This window comes from Veillonella parvula (assembly GCF_048309325.1).
GTDB classification, from domain to species: domain Bacteria; phylum Bacillota; class Negativicutes; order Veillonellales; family Veillonellaceae; genus Veillonella; species Veillonella parvula_T.
This window is the reverse complement of sequence record NZ_DBFBTX010000005.1, coordinates 797,771-816,730: the sequence shown is the minus strand read 5'-3', so window position 1 is coordinate 816,730 and position 18,960 is coordinate 797,771. Positions and strand designations below refer to the sequence as shown.

The following is an 18,960-nucleotide window of genomic DNA, read 5'->3' as shown; positions in this document are numbered from 1 at the left end:
CATTGAAGTTAAATATTACGGCTCTTGCTGATCGCATGATATGGTTCATAACTCTAATCTTTTTAGTGTTGTCGTTGACCATTTCCTTTGCCCTTGGCGAAGCGAACTATGGTGCGTATGTATTATTTGTATGCTTATTTGGTCTCATCATTTTTTATCTTATACGAGAACAGGGTGTTATAAAACTGCGGTTTAATTGGATGCATGCTTATATGTTACTTTTTATTGGTGCTTGTTATCTAAGTGCGATTAATGCCACAGATGTTTCCGTAGCTATGAGCCGAAGTTTTGATATGGTCAAGATATTCTTTATGCTCATCATTTTATACATGTGTTATCAAGATAAGAAATCGGTGGATACATTATTAAAGATTGGCATGTGGACAGGCTATATAGTTTGTTTCTATACTGTTTATTTCTACGGTTTAGATTATTTTATTACTGTTTTATCATCCTCAGCACGTATTGCTAATGATGCATTGAATGCGAATACGGTAGGGTTATTGGGGGCCAATGCTATTGTTATGACCTTGTATTATATGCTATATGACCGTCCTCGTTGGTGGCATATTATTGCATTACCAACACTTGGTATTTTAGCGGCTACAGGTAGTCGTAAGGCCTTAGTCTTTGTCGGTGTTGGTACAGTATTACTCTTTATTTTTAAAAGTTTTCGTAGTACTAATGCGGTCAATTCTATTGTAAAAGTTATTGGTTCCTTATTAGGTCTTACCATTATAGGTATTGCGGTATTGCAATTGCCGATGTTCTCTGAAGTATTAGACCGAATGTCTAACATGGTAGAAGCCTTTACAGGCACAGGGGGGGACTCATCCACTATTATTCGGTTAGCTTTGGTAGATATTGGATGGGACTTATTTTATCAATCTCCCATAACTGGTGTAGGTATCAATAATCCATCTGTATATACTTTTTTCGTATATGGTAAAGATAATTATTACTTGCATAACAATTATATTGAGTTATTAGCTGGCACGGGTGTCATTGGTTTACTAGCCTATTATTCAATGTATCTCTATGTAGCTTATAATTTAATTCGCTATCGTGATATCCATAGTAATGAATATATAATGGTACTTATTCTATTTCTTTCACAGATTGTTATGGATATGGGGATGGTTTCTTATGAAAGTAAAAGTACTTATTTTTATATGATGTTGTTTTATTTAGAGGTGCAACTGCTTCGGAAAGGACGAAAACATGAAGTTCAGAAAATTGTGTAATGTTGGTATGTCCTTTCTAACAAAACCTTACTATCGTACGAGGGTATTAATTAAATCGGGTTATTATGACTCTTTGTCTGATGAAGACTTTTTGAAGAAGGTATTTCCTAAGTATATGGGATACCCTTTAGATCTAGAAAATCCAAAAACTTTCAGCGAAAAGTTACAATGGCTTAAGGTTAATTTTAGAGACCCAATACAAACAGTGATGGTTGATAAACATGAAGCTAAACATCTTATTGCTCAACGTGTAGGTAATCAGTATATAATACCTACGATTTCCGTATGGAACTCTGTAGATGATATTGACCTTGATAGGTTGCCTAATCAATTCGTTTTGAAATGTACACATGATAGTGGAGGCATCGTTATTTGTAAAGATAAATCAACACTTGATTGGGAAGCAGCAAAAGCTAAATTAAGAACATTCTTAAAACAGGATTATTCACGTATTGCTAGAGAGTGGCCTTATAAGAATGTTCCTCGACGTATTATCGGAGAGGAATATTTGTCGGAGTTAGGTAGCAATGACATATTAGATTATAAGATGTATTGCTTTCATGGTGAACCAAAGTTAACAGTAGTATGTTCTAATCGTTTTTCTAAAACAGGAACGCGTATGAACTTCTATGATATCGATTGGAATCCTATGGGAATTCATTTTGGACATTATCCACCGTTACCTACAGAGTTTCCAAAGCCAGACACATATGGTGAAATGCAACAGGTTGCGATGGAGCTTAGCAAAGGGTGTCCATTTTTGCGTGTTGATTTTTATGAAATTAAAGGGCATCTATTTATTGGAGAATTAACATTTTTTCCTGGTGCTGGATTTGAAAGATTTCGTCCTATGTCAAAGGATTATGAATTAGGAGAGTGGTTACATCTTGAGAATGTACATCGGGGCTGATTTAGTTCCTACGGATATTAATAAAATATTATTTGAAAACGGTAATGGAGAAGCTTTTTTAGGAAAAGAGCTTTATGAAATTTTGAAGCAATCGGATTTAAATGTTTTCAATTTAGAGGTTCCTCTTACTGATATAGAGACACCCATCGTAAAATTTGGTAATAATTTAATTGCGCCTACAAAAACAATTAATGGATATAAGGTGTTAGAGCCGTTATTTTTAACACTGGCTAATAACCACTCCTTAGATCAAGGGGTGGAAGGGTTGACGACAACATTAAATTTGTTGAAGCAGCATAAGATTGCTCATGCTGGAGCTGGAGCTAATTTGAAAGAGGCTAAGAAGCCATTTATCTTTGAAAAAGATGATATACGTATTGGATTCTATCTTTGTACAGAGAACGAGTTTACTATGGCTACTTGTCATACAATGGGGGCTAATCCTTTTGATGTGCTAGAAAGCTTTGACGAAGTGAAAGTTTTAAAGGCACAATGCGACTATGTCATCGTTCTATATCACGGCGGCAAGGAATTCTATCGCTATCCATCTCCTATGCTACAGAAATATTGCCGTAAATTTGTCGATAGTGGAGCGAATCTCGTTATCTGTCAACATAATCATTGTGTAGGGTCTCGTGAAGATTACCAGGGAGGCACTATCATTTATGGACAAGGCAACTTTATCTTTAATTCCGATTTTTTTGTAAACCATCAAGAGTTTATTAAAGATTCAATACTAGTTACTGTAGACGTAACTAAGGATGATTTTGTGGTGTCTGAATTGCCTATTCGTAGAACCGATAATGGTACACGATTAGCCACAGAAGTTGAAGCTACAGAAACATTAGAGGATTATAGAAAACGTAGTGAAGAAATTAAAGACCCTCACTTTGTGACTCAAGCTTATAAGGTCTTTGCTGATACACATGTAAAACGTTATTTGCGTGAGTTTTTAGGTAGATCATTTATTGTACGCGCTATTAATACTTTATTGGGCCGAAAATTGGTAGAACTTATTTTGGGCAAAACGAGTTATTTAGCAATACAAAATTATTTGGAATGTGAAGCTCATCATGAACTATTCTTGAGAGGCATTAAGAATATCAATAAGAAATAATGGATACTAAAATCGTAGCTGCTGCTAAATGGTCTGTTATTACAGAGGTTTTGGCAAAGCTTATCACACCACTGACAAATATAATATTGGCTCATATGTTAGCACCGACTGCATTCGGCATATTGGCGACGATTATGATGGTTATATCTTTTGCGGAAATGCTTGCTGATGCGGGTTTTCAAAAATTTCTTGTTCAGCATGAGTTTGAAAGTGCCCAAGATAAGCAAGAGGCTACAGATGTGGCCTTTATTGCCAACCTAGTGTTTTCTCTAGTTTTATGGAGCGCTATCATAATCGGTCGTGATGAATTGGCTGTATTAGTAGGTAATGATGGCTTAGGTATACCTTTAGCCGTGATGGGCGCTATGATTCCTTTATCTGCTTTTAGTAGTGTCCAAATGGCATTGTATCGAAGAGATTTTAATTTCAAGTTTCTTTTAAATATTAGGCTCATAACAATTCTTACACCTATATTGATATCTATACCAATGGCGCTTATGGGGTACGATTATTGGTCTTTAATTGCTGGTATGCTAGGGTCTCAGCTATTTACGGCGTTGGCATTATTAAAGAGTCGGAAGAATCAAATTCATCTGTTTTTTAGTAGTCGCGTCTTTATGAATATGTTTAACTATAGTGCATGGTCTTTAGCTGAAGCATTTTCTATATGGCTCACTGCTTGGGTGGATACATTCATTATTAGCCGTTTTTTAGATGCTTATTATTTGGGTATATATAAGATGCCAATGGCTATTGTTACGACTGTAATGGCTATGGCTACAGCATCTTTGGCTCCTGTATTATTCGCGGCTTTAAGTCGTGTGCAAAATAATCAACAGGCCTTTTCGAATACATTCTTTACATTCCAACGCTATATGGCTCTATTTTTGGTACCTCTAGGTGTAGGCTTATTTGTATTTCAAGACTTTGTTGTTCAGCTTTTACTAGGACCACAATGGACGTTAGCGGGCATTGTATTAGGTTCCTGGGCATTGAGTTCGGCTATTATGACTGTAACAGCTAATTTGATTTCCGAAATATTTCGTGCAAAAGGGATGCCTAATCTATCATTTTGGACTCAAATATTACATCTAGTAGTTTTAATACCAGTTATTTATATTTGTATTCAATATGATTTCAGTACCTTTGTATATGCTCGATCGTTAGTAAGAATGGAAATGCTAGCAGCTTCTATGTTGCTACTAGCTTTATTTGTCAATATGAGTACATTTCGCATAATATCTAATATCAGTGTATATCTCATTACAGCATCTATAGTTGGGTTAATTGCCTATAGTATTTTACATCTCTATGATGCAGTATGGTGGACCGTCGTCTGTATGCTTTTATGTGTTGTATTATATGTGGCTATTTTATACGTCATTCCATCTGAGCGCATAATTATTGCTTCTGGCTATAAAAAAGTCTTAAGTAAAGTAAAACGACATAATTAACAGAACTATGAAAGGAGTACATATGCTTTCAAAAAATGTAGATTTAAACAACACGGTAATCCTTGTAACAGGTGCCGCTGGATTTGTAGGGGCTAATCTAGTTATGTCCTTACTATCTGAAGCAGAAGGGACTCAAATTATTGGCATAGATTCTGTTAATGATTACTATGATGTAGCATTGAAAGAGTATCGATTGCAACAGATTGATGAACTTAGCAAAAATAATAAGAATATATGGATTTTTAAAAAAGGGAATATTGCAGATAAGTTCTTTGTTGATGAAATTTTTGCTATCTATAAACCACGAGTTGTAGTGAATCTAGCAGCTCAAGCAGGGGTTCGTTACTCTATTACTAACCCCGACGCCTATATCGAGTCTAATATTATTGGATTTTATAATATTCTAGAAGCTTGTCGTCATTCTTATGATGATGGTGAAAGAGGTGTAGAGCATTTAGTGTATGCATCATCTTCTTCTGTATATGGTGCAAATAAACAAATTCCATACTCTACAGAGGATAAAGTAGATAATCCTGTATCTCTTTATGCAGCTACAAAAAAATCAAATGAGTTATTGGCTTATTCGTATGCTAAATTATATAACATCCCTAGCACAGGGCTTCGTTTCTTCACTGTATACGGTCCTGCAGGTCGTCCAGATATGGCATACTTTGGTTTTACAAATACATTACGTAATGGTGGGACAATTAAAATCTTCAACTATGGCAATTGTAAGCGTGATTTTACCTATATCGATGATATTGTAGAAGGCGTTTCTAAGGTTATGTCTACTGCACCAGAGCGTCGCAATGGTGCGGATGGCTTGCCGGTTCCACCGTACGCTATTTATAATATCGGCAATAGCAACCCAGAAAATTTACTTGATTTTGTGCGCATTCTTTCAGAGGAATTGGTTTCTGCTGGTGTTTTACCAAAGGATTATAATTTTGAAGAACATAAAGAATTAGTGCCTATGCAACCAGGGGATGTGCCTGTTACATATGCTGATACAAGTGCGTTAGAAGCAGATTTTGGCTTTAAACCTAATACAAGCTTACGAGAAGGGTTAAAGCGTTTTGCCATATGGTATAAAGATTTCTATATGATGGAGGGCAAATAAATGAAAATTGCAATTGCTGGTACAGGCTATGTAGGCCTTTCCAATGGTGTGTTGTTAGCTCAACATAATGAAGTAGTAGCCCTCGATATCATCCCAGAAAAAGTAGATATGTTAAATCGCAAAGAGACGCCTATTGTAGATGCTGAATTGCAAGAGTATTTAGCTACTAAGGAGTTAAACTTCAAAGCTACACTTGACCCAGTAGAAGCTTTTAACAGTGCAGATTATGTTATCATTTCGACACCTACAAATTATGACCCACAAAAAAACTTCTTTGACACATCTTCTGTTGAACAAGTTATTAAAACTGTGCTAGAGATTAATCCTGATGCAGTAATGATTATTAAATCAACTGTACCAGTAGGCTATACGGTACAAATGCGCAAAGAATTTAATACGGAGAATTTAATTTTCTCGCCAGAATTCTTGCGTGAAGGTAAAGCCTTATACGATAATTTACATCCATCCCGTATTGTTGTGGGCGAGGATTCTGACAGAGCACGTTGTTTTGGCCAATTATTAGCAGAAGGTGCTATTAAAGAAAATATTCCACAATTATATACTGATTCTACGGAAGCGGAAGCAATTAAATTGTTTGCTAATACGTATTTAGCATTACGTGTAGCGTATTTCAATGAGTTAGACTCCTATGCTGAAGTACGTGGCCTTAGCACAAGTCAAATCATCAAGGGGGTTTGTTTAGATCCTCGTATTGGAGATTTTTATAATAATCCTTCCTTTGGTTATGGTGGTTATTGCTTGCCAAAAGATACAAAGCAATTATTAGCTAACTATAATGATGTACCACAAAATTTAATTTCTGCCATTGTTGATGCGAATAGAACACGTAAAGATCATGTGGCAGATACTATTATTGCTAAAAATCCGAAAATTGTTGGTATCTATCGCTTGACCATGAAGATGAACTCTGATAATTTTAGAGCATCAGCCATTCAAGGTGTTATGAAACGTATTAAGGCGAAAGGGATTGCTGTGGTAGTATATGAACCTACACTAGATGCAGAAGATTTCTTTAATTCGCCAGTTATACGTAATTTTGAAGATTTTAAGCGTGTTAGTGATGTCATTGTAGCTAATCGCTGGGATAGTAGCTTAGAAGGTGTAAAAGATAAAGTTTATACAAGAGATATTTTTGATAGAGATTGATGCAGCTGTATGTATTGTGGCGTTTAGGAGAGTAGTATGAAACGTTGGATACTATATATTGTGTTATGTCTAATTGTGTTTTTTATATGGGATAATTCCTTGCAAAATGGAGGGAACTCTGATGGGTTTAGTCTTATTTTTGCAGAGTGGCTTACCCCTGTAGCTCATAAATTAGGCTTTCATGGAAATATATGGGCCTTAAATAGGGTTGTTAGAAAGCTAGCCCATCTCACAGAATTTACAATTCTTGGTGGTATTTTATATGTAATTCTACGCCGCTATATTGAATATGGCACAGTAGTAAAAACTATAGGAGTGGGTATAGTAATAGCTAGTCTAGATGAATTTATACAATTATTTTCTCTAGGACGCAGCTCTCAACTGTCTGATGTACTGATTGATACAGTTGGTATAATCATCGGTATATCGGTAGTGAAATTAACTTATTATATTAGTCATGATAAAAGATAAAAGTACATTTAAAAATTAAATAATTATTAATATAATAATGTGTAAAATATGACTCATAATTGTAGAGATTATGGGTCATATTTTATGAAGAATAAATGAATATATAAAAATTGTATTAAATGAACATATAATAATTTATTTATTTTTATAGAAAAACCACTATACAAGCGACTGGTCCCTTGTTATAATCGTGAATATAAAATGAATTATAAACTTAAATGAGAAGAACATGAACTTTATAAAAGAGGTCGGTTTTGAAAAGAAAATCGAAAGTAGAAGGGAAAGATTATGAGTCGCGTGGTTGATTTACATGGTTGCATTTTGCCAGCTGTGTTAGGTCCACAAGGGCCTCAAACAATGGCAGAATCAGTAAAAATGATTAAGTCCTTGTCTGAACAAGGTATTACAGATATTTTTAGTACGCCTGATGTAACAGTATCTATGGATCTGAACACATGGAATGCTATGAACTCTTTAGTTAATGAAGTAAAAGTTATGGTTAAGGAGCAACAAGTAGATATAACTATTCACAGTGGAGCTCGCGTAATGCTTTGTGATGAAATGGTTGCATATATAGCTTCTCATCGCAATCAATATACGTTGGGAGATAGCCATTTTATATTAGTTGCTCTTCCACAAAATAGCAAAGTGCATCATATTAATGCGTGGTTATTAAGTCTACTAGATATGGGGCTTGTACCTATTATTAGTGAAGTAGAAACTTATGGACAATTATTTACTAAACCTGAACAATTACTAGCATGGGTTGATAGAGGTATTTTGATTCAATGTAATATGGCATCTTTTGATCATGGTAACGCTAACTATGATAGGGCCATTGAATTATATCGAAATGGTTTAATTCATTTCTTTGGTACTGGTTACAGCGATGGCTGTGATATTGAGGCGTACCAAGGTTATGTGGAAGCAATTTCTGAATTAGACAATACGTATAAAAAAGATTTGTTGCCAAATATCCATCTTAATGAACGCGACCTCTTAGCTAATCGCACATTTTATCCTTCTGTCCCATCTAGTTGGGTGGGGAAAAAGGGTAATTTCTTAACTCGTCTATTTGGCTTTGCATTATAATTTATATAGGTTCTTTTATCCATGTCATATTGGCATAGATAGAGGAACCTATTTTTACTTTATATTGTATTTAGGGTTGAAAACAACCACCATATATAGTATACTGAGAGGGCAGTAAAAATAGAGGGGTTTTCTAATAATTCTTTACATTTTTACATATAAATTTATAAAAAGTGTGATTAGACATACTTTTTATACTTCTTAACATATATTTTGGCAGTAACAAGATGGGGAGGTTGCCAATATGTTGCAGGTCATTAAGCGTGATGGCACGAAGGTACCATTCGACAAAAACAAGATTGCTTTGGCTATTGAAAAAGCTGAACATAGTAGTACTGGGTTGTACGAAGAGGGCTTGGCACAGCGTATTGCAAATGAAATTGAGGAATATGCTACTAAGCTTCAAAAAGACATGACAATTTATGCTATTGAAGATCAAGTGTATTATAAGTTGATTGAGTATCATAATCCTGCAACGGCACGTGCCTATGAAGGTTACAAAGCTGTTCAAGCTTTTAAACGCCGTCAAAATACAACTGATGATGATGTAATTGGTTTATTAGATCGTAGTAATATCAGTGTTCTTGATGAAAATTCTAATAAGGATGCTGCTATTGTATCTACCCAACGGGATTTAATTGCTGGTGAAGTATCTAAGGATATTGCTCGTCGTAAATTGATTCCTACCGATATTTTGGAAGCCCATGATAGTGGAGCTATCCACTTCCATGATATGGATTATATTATTCAACCTATGTTTAACTGTTGCTTGATTAATTTGGAAGATATGCTTACAAATGGCACAGTAATCAATGGTAAGAAAATCGATACACCTAAGTCTTTCCAAGTTGCTTGTACTGTAACAACACAAATCATTGCACAAGTAGCATCTGGTCAATATGGTGGTCAAAGTATTAATGGTATTGACCGTATTTTGGCACCATTTGTACGTAAATCTTATGAAAAAATCCTCAATAATGTTATTGAAGAGCAAGTTGAGATTTACGGCATGGAGCCTAATATGGAAAAGGCTCGTGAAATAGCGTGGAAACGTACGCGTAAAGAGGTTAAAGATGGTATCCAAACTATTCAATACCAAATCAATACATTGATGACCACAAATGGTCAATCTCCATTTGTTACATTATTTATGTATTTCCAACCAGACTATGAATACGCGAAGGAAGCGGCTCTTATTACAGAAGAAATTTTGCGCCAACGTATTAAAGGTGTAAAAAACGAAGCCGATGTATATATTACACCAGCCTTTCCTAAGTTGATTTATGTTCTTGATGAGCATAATGTAACACCAGATAGTCCATACTATTACTTAACTGAATTGGCAGCACAATGTACGGCTAAGCGTATGTACCCTGATTATATTTCTGCGAAAAAAATGAAGGAAAACTACTCAGGTAATGTCTTTAGTCCTATGGGCTGTCGATCCTTCTTATCTCCTTGGAAGGATGAAAATGGTGAATACAAGTTTGATGGACGTTTTAACATTGGTGTAGTAAGCTTGAACTTACCTCAAATCGGCATTCTAGCCCGAGGTAGTGAAGAACGATATTTTGAAATTTTAGATAAACGACTTGAGTTAGCAGAAAAAGCTCTAATGCTTCGTTATGAATTACTTAAGGACGTAGTGAGCGATGTGTCGCCAATCCATTGGCAACACGGTGCCATTGCAAGACTTAAAAAAGGCGAGAAAATTGCTAAATTCTTGACTGGCGGCTATGCGACTATTTCCTTGGGATATATTGGTATTTATGAAGCAACTCGCTTAATTACCGGTGAATCGAATACGGGCGAGAAAGGTCGCGTTTTTGCGATGAAGATTATGGATCGTTTAAATGCAGCTGTTGATGAATGGCGAGTTAAACATAACATGGGGTTCGCATTATATGGTACACCTGCTGAAAGTTTAACCCATCGATTCTCTTCTTTGGATCGCGCTCGTTTTGGTATTATTGAGGATATTACGGATAAAGGTTATTATACTAATAGTTATCATGTAAGCGTACGAGAAGAGATTAATGTATTTGACAAGTTTTCTTTTGAATCTGAGTTTCAAAAGAAATCTACAGGTGGCTGTATTTCCTATGCGGAAATTCCTAATATGACTAATAATATTCCAGCTGTTTTGACGATGATTCAATATATTTATGATCATATTTCTTATGCTGAATTTAATACCAAGTCTGACTATTGTCACGAATGTGGCTTTGATGGAGAAATTAAGGTAAATGAACATAACGAGTGGGAATGCCCTCGTTGTCACAATACAAATCGCGATAAATTAACTGTTATCCGTCGTACTTGTGGATATCTTGGTGAAAACTTCTGGAATGAAGGGCGCACAAAGGAAATTAAAGATCGTGTAATGCACATTTAAGATTATTAGAGGTATAGTTTTAATAATTATTCTATATATTAAGATAAACTGTTATATAGATTAATATAATTATCATAGATATCTAATGATGTGGATATTTTAATAGATACGATTTTAATTCTAAATACGATAGTTCTGTAAATGGTAAAAGCTGTGCCTAAGGCACAGCTTTTACTGTATATATGAGAAATTGAAATATATCTATATAGTGTTAATCAAAGTTGATAGGCACTACTATGGAGGTTATGATGAGATATGGGCAAATAAGACAATATGATATTGCCAATGGAGAAGGGATTCGTACATCTATATTTGTAACAGGGTGTACACATTGTTGTTATAATTGTTTTAACGAAGAATACCAAGATTTTAATGCCGGTAAGGTGTGGACGCAAGCTGAGACAGATTTAGTAGTTTCCTATGTGAAGAATCCTACATGTTCAGGCTTAACATTATTAGGTGGGGAGCCATTTCAAAATGTACAAGGCTTATTACCGGTGGTGAGAGCTGTTCGTGCAGCGGCGCCAGAAAAGAAGATTTGGGCCTATTCAGGCTATGAAATAGATGATATCTTAGAAGATGAGTTACGAAGTGCCTTATTACAAGAAATTGACATTCTCGTAGATGGCCGCTTTGTAGATGAACTTAAGGACCCTGCTTTGCGCTTCAGAGGTTCCTCAAATCAGCGTATCATTGATGTTAAAAAGACATTAGCGGCTGGGGAAATTGTATTAGCGATGGAGTAAATATGATATATGATAAACGATTTATAGGACTTATTATTATAGTTGGCTTTATAGCGGGGCTAGTAGGGGCTTCCTATACGCATTTATTACATGGAATCCAACATTTCGTATATAATTACTCCTCCGCTGATCATCTGAGCTTTGGTGCAGCTGTGGCCCGAGTATCACCGATAGAACGATTAATACCCTTAATCGTCTGTGGCGCGATAGGTGGCGTAGGTTGGGTTTTGATTCACAGATATGGTAAAGGCGTTGTGGATATAAAAACGGCAGTTTCTGGTAAAATGGATATGAATCCAATTACTACTGTTTTACATGCAACACTGCAAATAATTACGGTAGGTATTGGTTCTCCATTAGGTCGAGAAGTTGCACCACGTGAGGCTAGCGCTGGTATTACTACCTTTTTAGTTAAACATTTTGATATAAAACAAGAAGACCGTCAATTATTAATTGCATGTGCTGCAGGCGCTGGTTTAGCTGCAGTTTATAATTCACCATTATCTGCGGCAATTTTTACATTAGAAACTTTGCTTCTTACTTGGAATATACGGGCTATGAGTGCAGCCCTCTTATGTTGTGGTTTAGCTACATTTGTGACGCGACAAGCTGGTGTAGGAGATGTTATACAATATACAATGGCACAACCCAGTTTGGGGAGTCATTATGTTGAGTTTTCTATTGCACTAGGTGTCATTATTGCCATTGGTGTAGTGTTATTTAATCTAACGCAAAGTAAATTACCAGCTATTCACCGTAGTAGTCCCATAATGATTCCTATTTCTATCGTAGCATTTACACTAATTGGTGTTTTAGCTATGTATTTTCCTGAAATTCTTGGAAATGGTAAAGCAGGCAATGAGTTGACTTTTACGAACGATATCACATGGACATATGCATTGGGTTTATTTGGATCCAAATGGGTAGCTGTTTTACTTGCTTTGACCGCTGGTGCATATGGTGGTCGTATTACACCATCTATGATGTTAGGTAGTACTTTGGGAATCGTATTTGGTACCGTATGGGCTATTGCTATAGCGCCAGTATCTTTGGGAATGTCTGCTTTTGTGGGGGCCGTAGTATTCTTAGGCCTTGCACAAAAAATGCCTATGACATCTTGTGTATTTATGCTTGAATTATCTCGTTTCTCTGTAGAAATGTTGTTTCCTATAGCTTTAACAATGGGGACAGCTCTTATGGTAGAGCAAATCATTCAATCAAAATTAAATAGCGCTAAGTAGCAATAAATAATAGTTAATAAAAGTAAATATAATATATAGAAAAGAAGCGGATAGTTGAATTAATCAACTATCCGCTTTTAATGTATATGTAATTATACGATTTTTGCGTTCTTATCGTATTCTTCGCCACCCGCATCAGGAAGCATGCCATATTCTACAGTCCACAAGTGTTTATATTTTAGTGCTTGATTGTGAATACGTTCGATTTGCGTTTCATCTGTACGAGCTATGCGAGCTGGGATTCCAACAACTAAAGAATTAGGTGGGATTACAGTGTTCTCCTTTATGACTGCACCAGCAGCAATAATAGAACCAGAGCCAATATGACAACCGCTTAATACAATAGCGCCCATTCCAACTAATACATTATCTTCGATAGTACTAGCGTGTACTATTGCACCATGGCCAATTGTTACATAATCTCCAAGAATGCAAGCCCTGTCGTCATCAACGTGTAATACAGAGTTATCCTGTACATTAGAATAGCGACCTACTACAATTTTATTTACATCACCGCGAAGTGCACAGTTTTGCCAAATGGAAGCATATTCTTTTAGTTCAACATCACCTGCAAGTTCTGCACCAGGCATAACACAACTTTTGGGATCTAATTTGGGGTATTTTCCGTGAAATGGTAACATAAGGAACTCCTAATTTATTAACTATACGATTTCAATAAGACGTTGTGCTTTACGAATAGACATGATAGCTTCGTTCATTACTGTTTGTACTATAGTGTGAGCAGGTTCAATAGTAGTAAGTTGGTTTAAACCTTGTCCAACTTGTACAGCACCATTTACAACATCGCCATCGATAGCAGCACGTTTGTTAGTGCCTTGGGACATTTTGGTACGTTCTTCAGGGGTAGTAACACCATCTGTTTCGGCAGCTAAGTAACGTGTAGTGAATTCGTTTTTCAAGCTACGTACTCCACCGTGACCGGAGAGGAGACCTGTTACAACAGAGTCTGTATCTGTGGCTTTGATAATTGCTTCTTTCATATTTATGTGGGCTTGGCATTCTTCAGCTAACAAAAAACGGGAACCCATTTGTACACCCTCAGCACCCATCAACAATGCTGCTGCAATACCACGACCATCTACGATAGCGCCCGCTACAACAACAGGAATGGAAATCTCAGGTAAAATATTTTCCATTAAGGACATGGTTGTTTGGCTACCAATATGTCCACCAGCTTCCATACCCTCAATAATAATTGCATCAGCACCAGCTTCTTCAATACGTTTAGCAAGTTTTAGAGATGGGACAACAGGGATAACTTTAATGCCTGCATCTTGCAATGGTTTAATATATGGTACAGGATTGCCTGCTCCAAGTGTTACAAATGCAGGCTTTTCTTCAATGATAATATCCACTAATTCGTCTTTATTGGGAGCCATTAACATGAGATTGACTCCGAAAGGCTTATCCGTTAAGTCTTTACAGGCACGAATCTCGTTGCGCGTCCATTCTGCATCACGACCACCGAGAGCAATTACACCTGTAGCACCTGCATTAGCTACGGCAGCAACTAGTTTGTGTTCAGATACCCAAGCCATAGCACCTTGGATGATAGGGTATTCGATTTGTAAAAGTTGTGTTAACGCTGTTCTCATAAAGCCTCCTATGATAACAATTAAATTTACTGAAACTTTATTATACCTTTATGCGAGAATTTTATATAAGAATGATTTTATTTTCTTATATAAAATTAGAGTATTAATAAAGTCAAGAATATTCATCAGTATATACTTATATACTAAAGAGATTAAGCGTAATATTATTTGGAGATTATATGTAATCACATAATCTCTTCTCTATATAATAGTATAATATAGTAATTATGTACACCTTAGATAAGGTTATTATAGTTATTTATTTAAACAATATGCTTTCAAAATTAATTTCCAATTATTGGATTAAAATAAAATATTTAGCAGTAGTCTAAAGATAAAAAAACTAAATGATAATATATTTCAAATGAGTTAAGTAGTAGAAAACCGCATAGTATCTATGATTATTAAATATTATAAAAAATGAGAAAATAAGAAAATGAGTATTGAAAAGTTTCGATGTCTTTGATATACTACATTACAGATAGAGTATCTGAATTAATTAAAGATAAACATTAAACAATAATTTTCAAGTGAAGGAGGAAATACACATGGAAAAATATGTATGCGTAGTATGTGGTTGGGTTTATGACGAAGCTGTTGAAGGCGTAAAATTCGAAGATCAACCAGCTGATTATGTTTGCCCAATTTGCGGTGTTGGTAAAGACCAATTCGAAAAAATGTAATTGACTTACCAAAAGGCTATCTTGAGTCCACTTGAGATAGTCTTTTTTATTTGACAAAGCACAATGTCATGTTTATAATATTATGAGTCGAGGTAAGATTATGAAACTGCAAGTAGAGCAAGCAAAAGAACATATAGGAAAGAAATTTCCTTATAGCTATACGATATCAGCCTCTGAGCTTGGTGACGTAACTGCTTTTCCTTGGAGCCGTCATGATATAACCATTAGTGGTGAGTTTTGGTTTGATGGTCAAAATTACATCGTTCAAGGTTCGATTCAGTCTAAAGGCGATTATGATTGTTCCCGTTGTTTAAATACCACAGAACATTATCGAAAAGATTTCTTTCAGGAAATCTTTAGTGATTGTCGAGATGCTGCAGATGATGTGAATTCTTTTGATGGAGAAGAAATTGACTTAACTGAACTAATTAGGGATACATTAATCATCAATGAGCCCTCTCAAGTGTTATGTCAGGATGATTGCAAAGGATTGTGCGTTCATTGCGGAGCAAATTTAAATGTTTCACCTTGTTCTTGTGAATCCTTTGTGGTGGATCCTCGATTTGCAGAGTTACGTGCTTTGCTTGATGAGAAAGATGATAGATTATCCTAATGATTGTACTAAGGAGGTGCAGATAATGGCAGTACCTAAACGTAGATTGTCTAAATGCCGTCGCGATCGTCGTCGTGCTAATTGGAAATTAGAAGCTCCTGGTTATGTAGCATGTCCACAATGCCACGAACCTAAGATGCCTCATCGTGTTTGCCCTACATGTGGTCACTATAAAGGTGAACAAGTAGTAGCTAATGCTTAATATGTGAGCAGAGAGAGACGCCTACTTTGTAGGCGTCTTTTTTATATGCTTTCAAAATATACACTCATATTTTTATATGTTTTGTTATCAATAGCATGTGTCACTATTTTATAGTAAGATTATTCTATAAAATGGTGACACATTTTTATTTTTTATAAACAATAATACTAAAATATAAAAAAACAACTATATTTTGTATATGCTATGAAAATATCTTACTATATGTATGAAAAGTCTTGCCAATAAGGGAATTATTGTATATACTTAGGATGTAATATTAATACTAGGTCATAAAAGGTGGTCCCATGAGTCGGTTAAAGAAGCAAGAGCGCCAGAAGCAGTTACAAGAAAAACTGAATATTACGCCATTTCTTACTGATGAAGAATTGGCAACACACTTTGGTGTAAGTGTGCCAACAATTCGTCTCGATCGACTAGAATTGGGTATTCCTGAATTGCGTGAACGCATTCGTGTTATGGCTACAGGTCAATCACATGAAATGGCAGAACATGTATCATATGAAGTGGTTGGCGAATTGATTGATGTCACCGAGGGGCACCAAGCATTATCTATGTTGCGTACTACGGCTGATATGGAAGATCAATTCGGATATGTAGAACCGCAGTATTTATATGCTCAAGCAAATTCCCTTGCAAAAGTGGTTATGGGGACGACTGTTTGCTCTGCGGAAGTTGGAAATATAAAATATAAGAACCCGGTAGGATCTGGTACTAATTTGGTAGCGAAAGCAGAAATTGTTCGTCGCCGAGGTAATAAGTTCTTTATTTGGGTTATAATAAGAGATAAAATAAAAGAAGTGTTTCGCGCAAAATTTATTATGGAATCCGTAGAGAATAGGGTGTAAATTATGAAAATTGCAATAGACGCCATGGGTGGCGACTTTGCTCCAATGGAGACTGTACTTGGATCCATTGAAGCCGTACGAGCAAATCAACACATTGAAGTGGTGCTCGTCGGCGATGAGCAGCAAATTTTTGATATATTAGAAGCTAATAATGAAGCTAAGAATCCACGTATTTCTGTACATCATGCTAGCCAGGTAATCGGCATGGATGAACATCCAGGTCAAGCATTGCGCAAGAAAAAAGATGCATCTGTTGTGGTCGCTACTTCGTTGGTTCGCGATAATCGTTGTGATGCTGTAATTGCTCCAGGTAGTACGGGAGCTGCTGTTGCAGCGGCTTTGTTTGGGCTCGGTCGCATTAAAGGCATTGATCGCCCTGTCATTGCAACTCCAATGCCAACGGTAAGTGGTATAACAGTTATGTTAGACTCTGGTGCAAATTCTAATAGTAAACCTAAACATCTTGTACAAGGTGCTTTAATGGGGTCTGAATACGCTAAGCTTTTATTAGGAAAAGAAAATCCTACTGTGGGATTGTTAAATATTGGTGAAGAGGCCACAAAGGGGAACGATGTCGTATTGGCGACGTATCCGATTTTGGAGGGTATGAAGACTATCAATTTTAAAGGAAATATTGAAGGTCGCGATATTCCTAAAGGTGCCGTTGATGTTGTCGTATGTGATGGCTTCGTAGGCAATGTGGTACTTAAATTTGCGGAAGGTTTAGTAACAGGTCTTACGCAATTAGTAAAGGATAGCATCATGGCAGGAAGTATTTTCGCCAAGATAGGAGCTATGCTTGTAAAGCCAGCTTTGAAAAAGATGGCAAAACGTTTGGATCACACAGAAAATGGTGGTGCTCCGCTCTTAGGAGTTAATGGGGTATTCATGATTGCTCATGGTAGTTCTAAAGCAAAAGAAATAAAAACTGCTATTGAAATTGCTAGTGATTTAGTAGAGCGTAAAATTATTCAACACATAAGAGAAACGATGGATATTGAAGGAGCCTTAAAGTATGACTATGATGAATAAACCTGTAGGAATCATTGGTACTGGGAGCTTCCTTCCTGACAATGTAGTAACAAACTTTGATCTTGAAAAAATGGTTGATACCAATGATCAATGGATTAGAGAGCGTACGGGTATAGAAGAACGACGCATTGCACCGGAAGGTATGAATACATCCTATATGGCGACCGAGGCAGCAAAAAAAGCTATGCAAATGGCTAATGTCACTGCAGAGGAAATCGACATGATTATCTTTGCTACCTTAACACCAGATATGATTATTCCTTCGGCAGCTTGTGTATTGCAAGCGAACTTAGGCGCTAAAAACGCTGCAGCCTATGATTTACAAGCGGCATGCTCTGGGTTTGTATATGGATTGATTACTGCCGCTAGTTATATTAGTTCTGGTATTTATAAAAAAGTACTCGTCGTGGGGGCGGAAATTCTTTCCCGTCGAGTAAACTGGAATGATCGTGGTACATGTATCCTCTTTGGTGATGGTGCTGGGGCTGCAGTAGTATCTGAAGTACCTGAAGACTATGGCATTAAAGGTATTGACATGGGCGCCGATGGCACTGGAGGATCAGCTCTTTGCATTCCTGCAGGCGGCACTGCTGTGGTGGCAAATGATCAACGCGTAGAAGAGGGCTTAACATTTATTCATATGGATGGCCCTGAAGTATATAAATTTGCCGTTAAAACGATGGGGCGTACGGTTTTAAAATCCTTAGAACGCGCTAGTATGGAGTTAAACGAATTAGATTACTTCATTCCTCATCAAGCGAATATTCGTATTATTGATTCGGCAGCCAAACGTTTACATCTGCCGATGGAAAAAGTTTTTGTTAATTTACATAAGTATGGTAATACATCTGCCGCGTCTGTAGCGATTGCACTTGATGAAGCTAATCGCGAGGGACGTTTCAAACGCGGTGATAATGTTGCGTTTGCAGGATTTGGTGCAGGCCTAACATGGGCAAGCCTGGTCTTGAAATGGTATTAAGGAGGACACATC

19 protein-coding genes are annotated in these 18,960 nt (G+C 36.4%); 17 read left to right on the top strand and 2 right to left on the bottom strand.

Going from position 1 to position 18,960, the window contains the following annotated elements:
* Positions 1 to 2 precede the first annotated feature (2 nt).
* From ACMKPP_RS08680 to ACMKPP_RS08630, 11 genes are all read left to right on the top strand, one after another.
* Entirely contained in the window at positions 3 to 1,244 is a 1,242-nt protein-coding gene (locus ACMKPP_RS08680; protein WP_101928168.1) for an O-antigen ligase family protein, read from the top strand.
* Positions 1,222 to 2,154 carry an ATP-grasp fold amidoligase family protein gene (locus ACMKPP_RS08675; protein WP_101928169.1) on the top strand — a complete coding sequence of 311 codons (933 nt, stop codon included), beginning with the start codon at positions 1,222 to 1,224 and terminating at the stop codon, positions 2,152 to 2,154. The genes ACMKPP_RS08680 and ACMKPP_RS08675 overlap by 23 nt, the downstream gene beginning before the upstream one ends.
* Positions 2,138 to 3,271, top strand: a complete 1,134-nt coding sequence (locus ACMKPP_RS08670; RefSeq protein WP_418369628.1) for a CapA family protein — start codon at positions 2,138 to 2,140, stop codon at positions 3,269 to 3,271. The genes ACMKPP_RS08675 and ACMKPP_RS08670 overlap by 17 nt, the downstream gene beginning before the upstream one ends.
* Positions 3,271 to 4,725, top strand: coding sequence for a lipopolysaccharide biosynthesis protein (locus tag ACMKPP_RS08665; RefSeq protein ID WP_101928171.1), 1,455 nt, complete (start codon positions 3,271 to 3,273; stop codon positions 4,723 to 4,725). The genes ACMKPP_RS08670 and ACMKPP_RS08665 overlap by 1 nt, the downstream gene beginning before the upstream one ends.
* 22 nt (positions 4,726 to 4,747) lie before the next feature.
* Entirely contained in the window at positions 4,748 to 5,845 is a 1,098-nt protein-coding gene (locus tag ACMKPP_RS08660) for an NAD-dependent epimerase/dehydratase family protein (RefSeq protein WP_418369608.1), read from the top strand.
* A complete protein-coding gene (locus ACMKPP_RS08655; RefSeq protein ID WP_101928173.1) occupies positions 5,846 to 7,012 on the top strand; it encodes a nucleotide sugar dehydrogenase in 1,167 nt (388 codons plus the stop codon).
* 36 nt (positions 7,013 to 7,048) lie between these two features.
* Positions 7,049 to 7,483: a VanZ family protein gene (locus ACMKPP_RS08650; RefSeq protein WP_024061190.1), complete on the top strand. Its 435-nt coding sequence runs from the start codon at positions 7,049 to 7,051 to the stop codon at positions 7,481 to 7,483.
* Between the two features lie 288 nt (positions 7,484 to 7,771).
* On the top strand, positions 7,772 to 8,575 hold the full coding sequence (locus ACMKPP_RS08645) for a tyrosine-protein phosphatase (RefSeq protein ID WP_101928174.1): 804 nt from the start codon (positions 7,772 to 7,774) through the stop codon (positions 8,573 to 8,575).
* Between the two features lie 244 nt (positions 8,576 to 8,819).
* Positions 8,820 to 10,970: an anaerobic ribonucleoside-triphosphate reductase gene (nrdD, locus tag ACMKPP_RS08640; RefSeq protein ID WP_004693410.1), complete on the top strand. Its 2,151-nt coding sequence runs from the start codon at positions 8,820 to 8,822 to the stop codon at positions 10,968 to 10,970.
* Between the two features lie 248 nt (positions 10,971 to 11,218).
* Entirely contained in the window at positions 11,219 to 11,716 is a 498-nt protein-coding gene (gene nrdG, locus ACMKPP_RS08635) for an anaerobic ribonucleoside-triphosphate reductase activating protein (RefSeq protein WP_004697282.1), read from the top strand.
* 2 nt (positions 11,717 to 11,718) lie between these two features.
* Positions 11,719 to 12,957, top strand: a complete 1,239-nt coding sequence (locus tag ACMKPP_RS08630) for a chloride channel protein (RefSeq protein ID WP_287528660.1) — start codon at positions 11,719 to 11,721, stop codon at positions 12,955 to 12,957.
* A 92-nt stretch (positions 12,958 to 13,049) separates the two neighbouring features.
* On the opposite strand, the gene ACMKPP_RS08625 is transcribed toward ACMKPP_RS08630, so the two are convergent.
* Together ACMKPP_RS08625 and ACMKPP_RS08620 are read right to left on the bottom strand one after the other, a co-directional pair.
* Positions 13,050 to 13,598, bottom strand: a complete 549-nt coding sequence (locus tag ACMKPP_RS08625; RefSeq protein WP_004693416.1) for a gamma carbonic anhydrase family protein — start codon at positions 13,596 to 13,598, stop codon at positions 13,050 to 13,052.
* Between the two features lie 21 nt (positions 13,599 to 13,619).
* Positions 13,620 to 14,573, bottom strand: coding sequence for a nitronate monooxygenase (locus ACMKPP_RS08620; protein WP_287528658.1), 954 nt, complete (start codon positions 14,571 to 14,573; stop codon positions 13,620 to 13,622).
* A 548-nt stretch (positions 14,574 to 15,121) separates the two neighbouring features.
* Here ACMKPP_RS08620 and ACMKPP_RS08615 point away from each other — a divergent pair.
* From ACMKPP_RS08615 to ACMKPP_RS08590, 6 genes are all read left to right on the top strand, one after another.
* The gene (locus tag ACMKPP_RS08615) at positions 15,122 to 15,256 is read left to right on the top strand and encodes a rubredoxin (protein ID WP_004693422.1); all 135 of its coding nucleotides are present in this window, start codon (positions 15,122 to 15,124) and stop codon (positions 15,254 to 15,256) included.
* Positions 15,257 to 15,356: 100 nt separating this feature from the next.
* Complete coding sequence (locus tag ACMKPP_RS08610; protein WP_004697400.1) at positions 15,357 to 15,869, top strand: YceD family protein; 513 nt, start codon at positions 15,357 to 15,359, stop codon at positions 15,867 to 15,869.
* 25 nt (positions 15,870 to 15,894) lie between these two features.
* On the top strand, positions 15,895 to 16,071 hold the full coding sequence (rpmF, locus tag ACMKPP_RS08605; protein ID WP_004693428.1) for a 50S ribosomal protein L32: 177 nt from the start codon (positions 15,895 to 15,897) through the stop codon (positions 16,069 to 16,071).
* A 305-nt stretch (positions 16,072 to 16,376) separates the two neighbouring features.
* Positions 16,377 to 16,937 carry a transcription factor FapR gene (gene fapR, locus ACMKPP_RS08600; protein ID WP_004693429.1) on the top strand — a complete coding sequence of 187 codons (561 nt, stop codon included), beginning with the start codon at positions 16,377 to 16,379 and terminating at the stop codon, positions 16,935 to 16,937.
* A gap of 3 nt (positions 16,938 to 16,940) precedes the next feature.
* A complete protein-coding gene (gene plsX / locus ACMKPP_RS08595; RefSeq protein ID WP_004693432.1) occupies positions 16,941 to 17,969 on the top strand; it encodes a phosphate acyltransferase PlsX in 1,029 nt (342 codons plus the stop codon).
* Positions 17,953 to 18,948 (top strand): beta-ketoacyl-ACP synthase III, encoded by a 996-nt coding sequence (locus ACMKPP_RS08590; RefSeq protein ID WP_287529491.1) that lies wholly within the window; start codon positions 17,953 to 17,955, stop codon positions 18,946 to 18,948. Before plsX ends, ACMKPP_RS08590 begins: the two co-directional genes overlap by 17 nt.
* Positions 18,949 to 18,960: the final 12 nt, after the last annotated feature.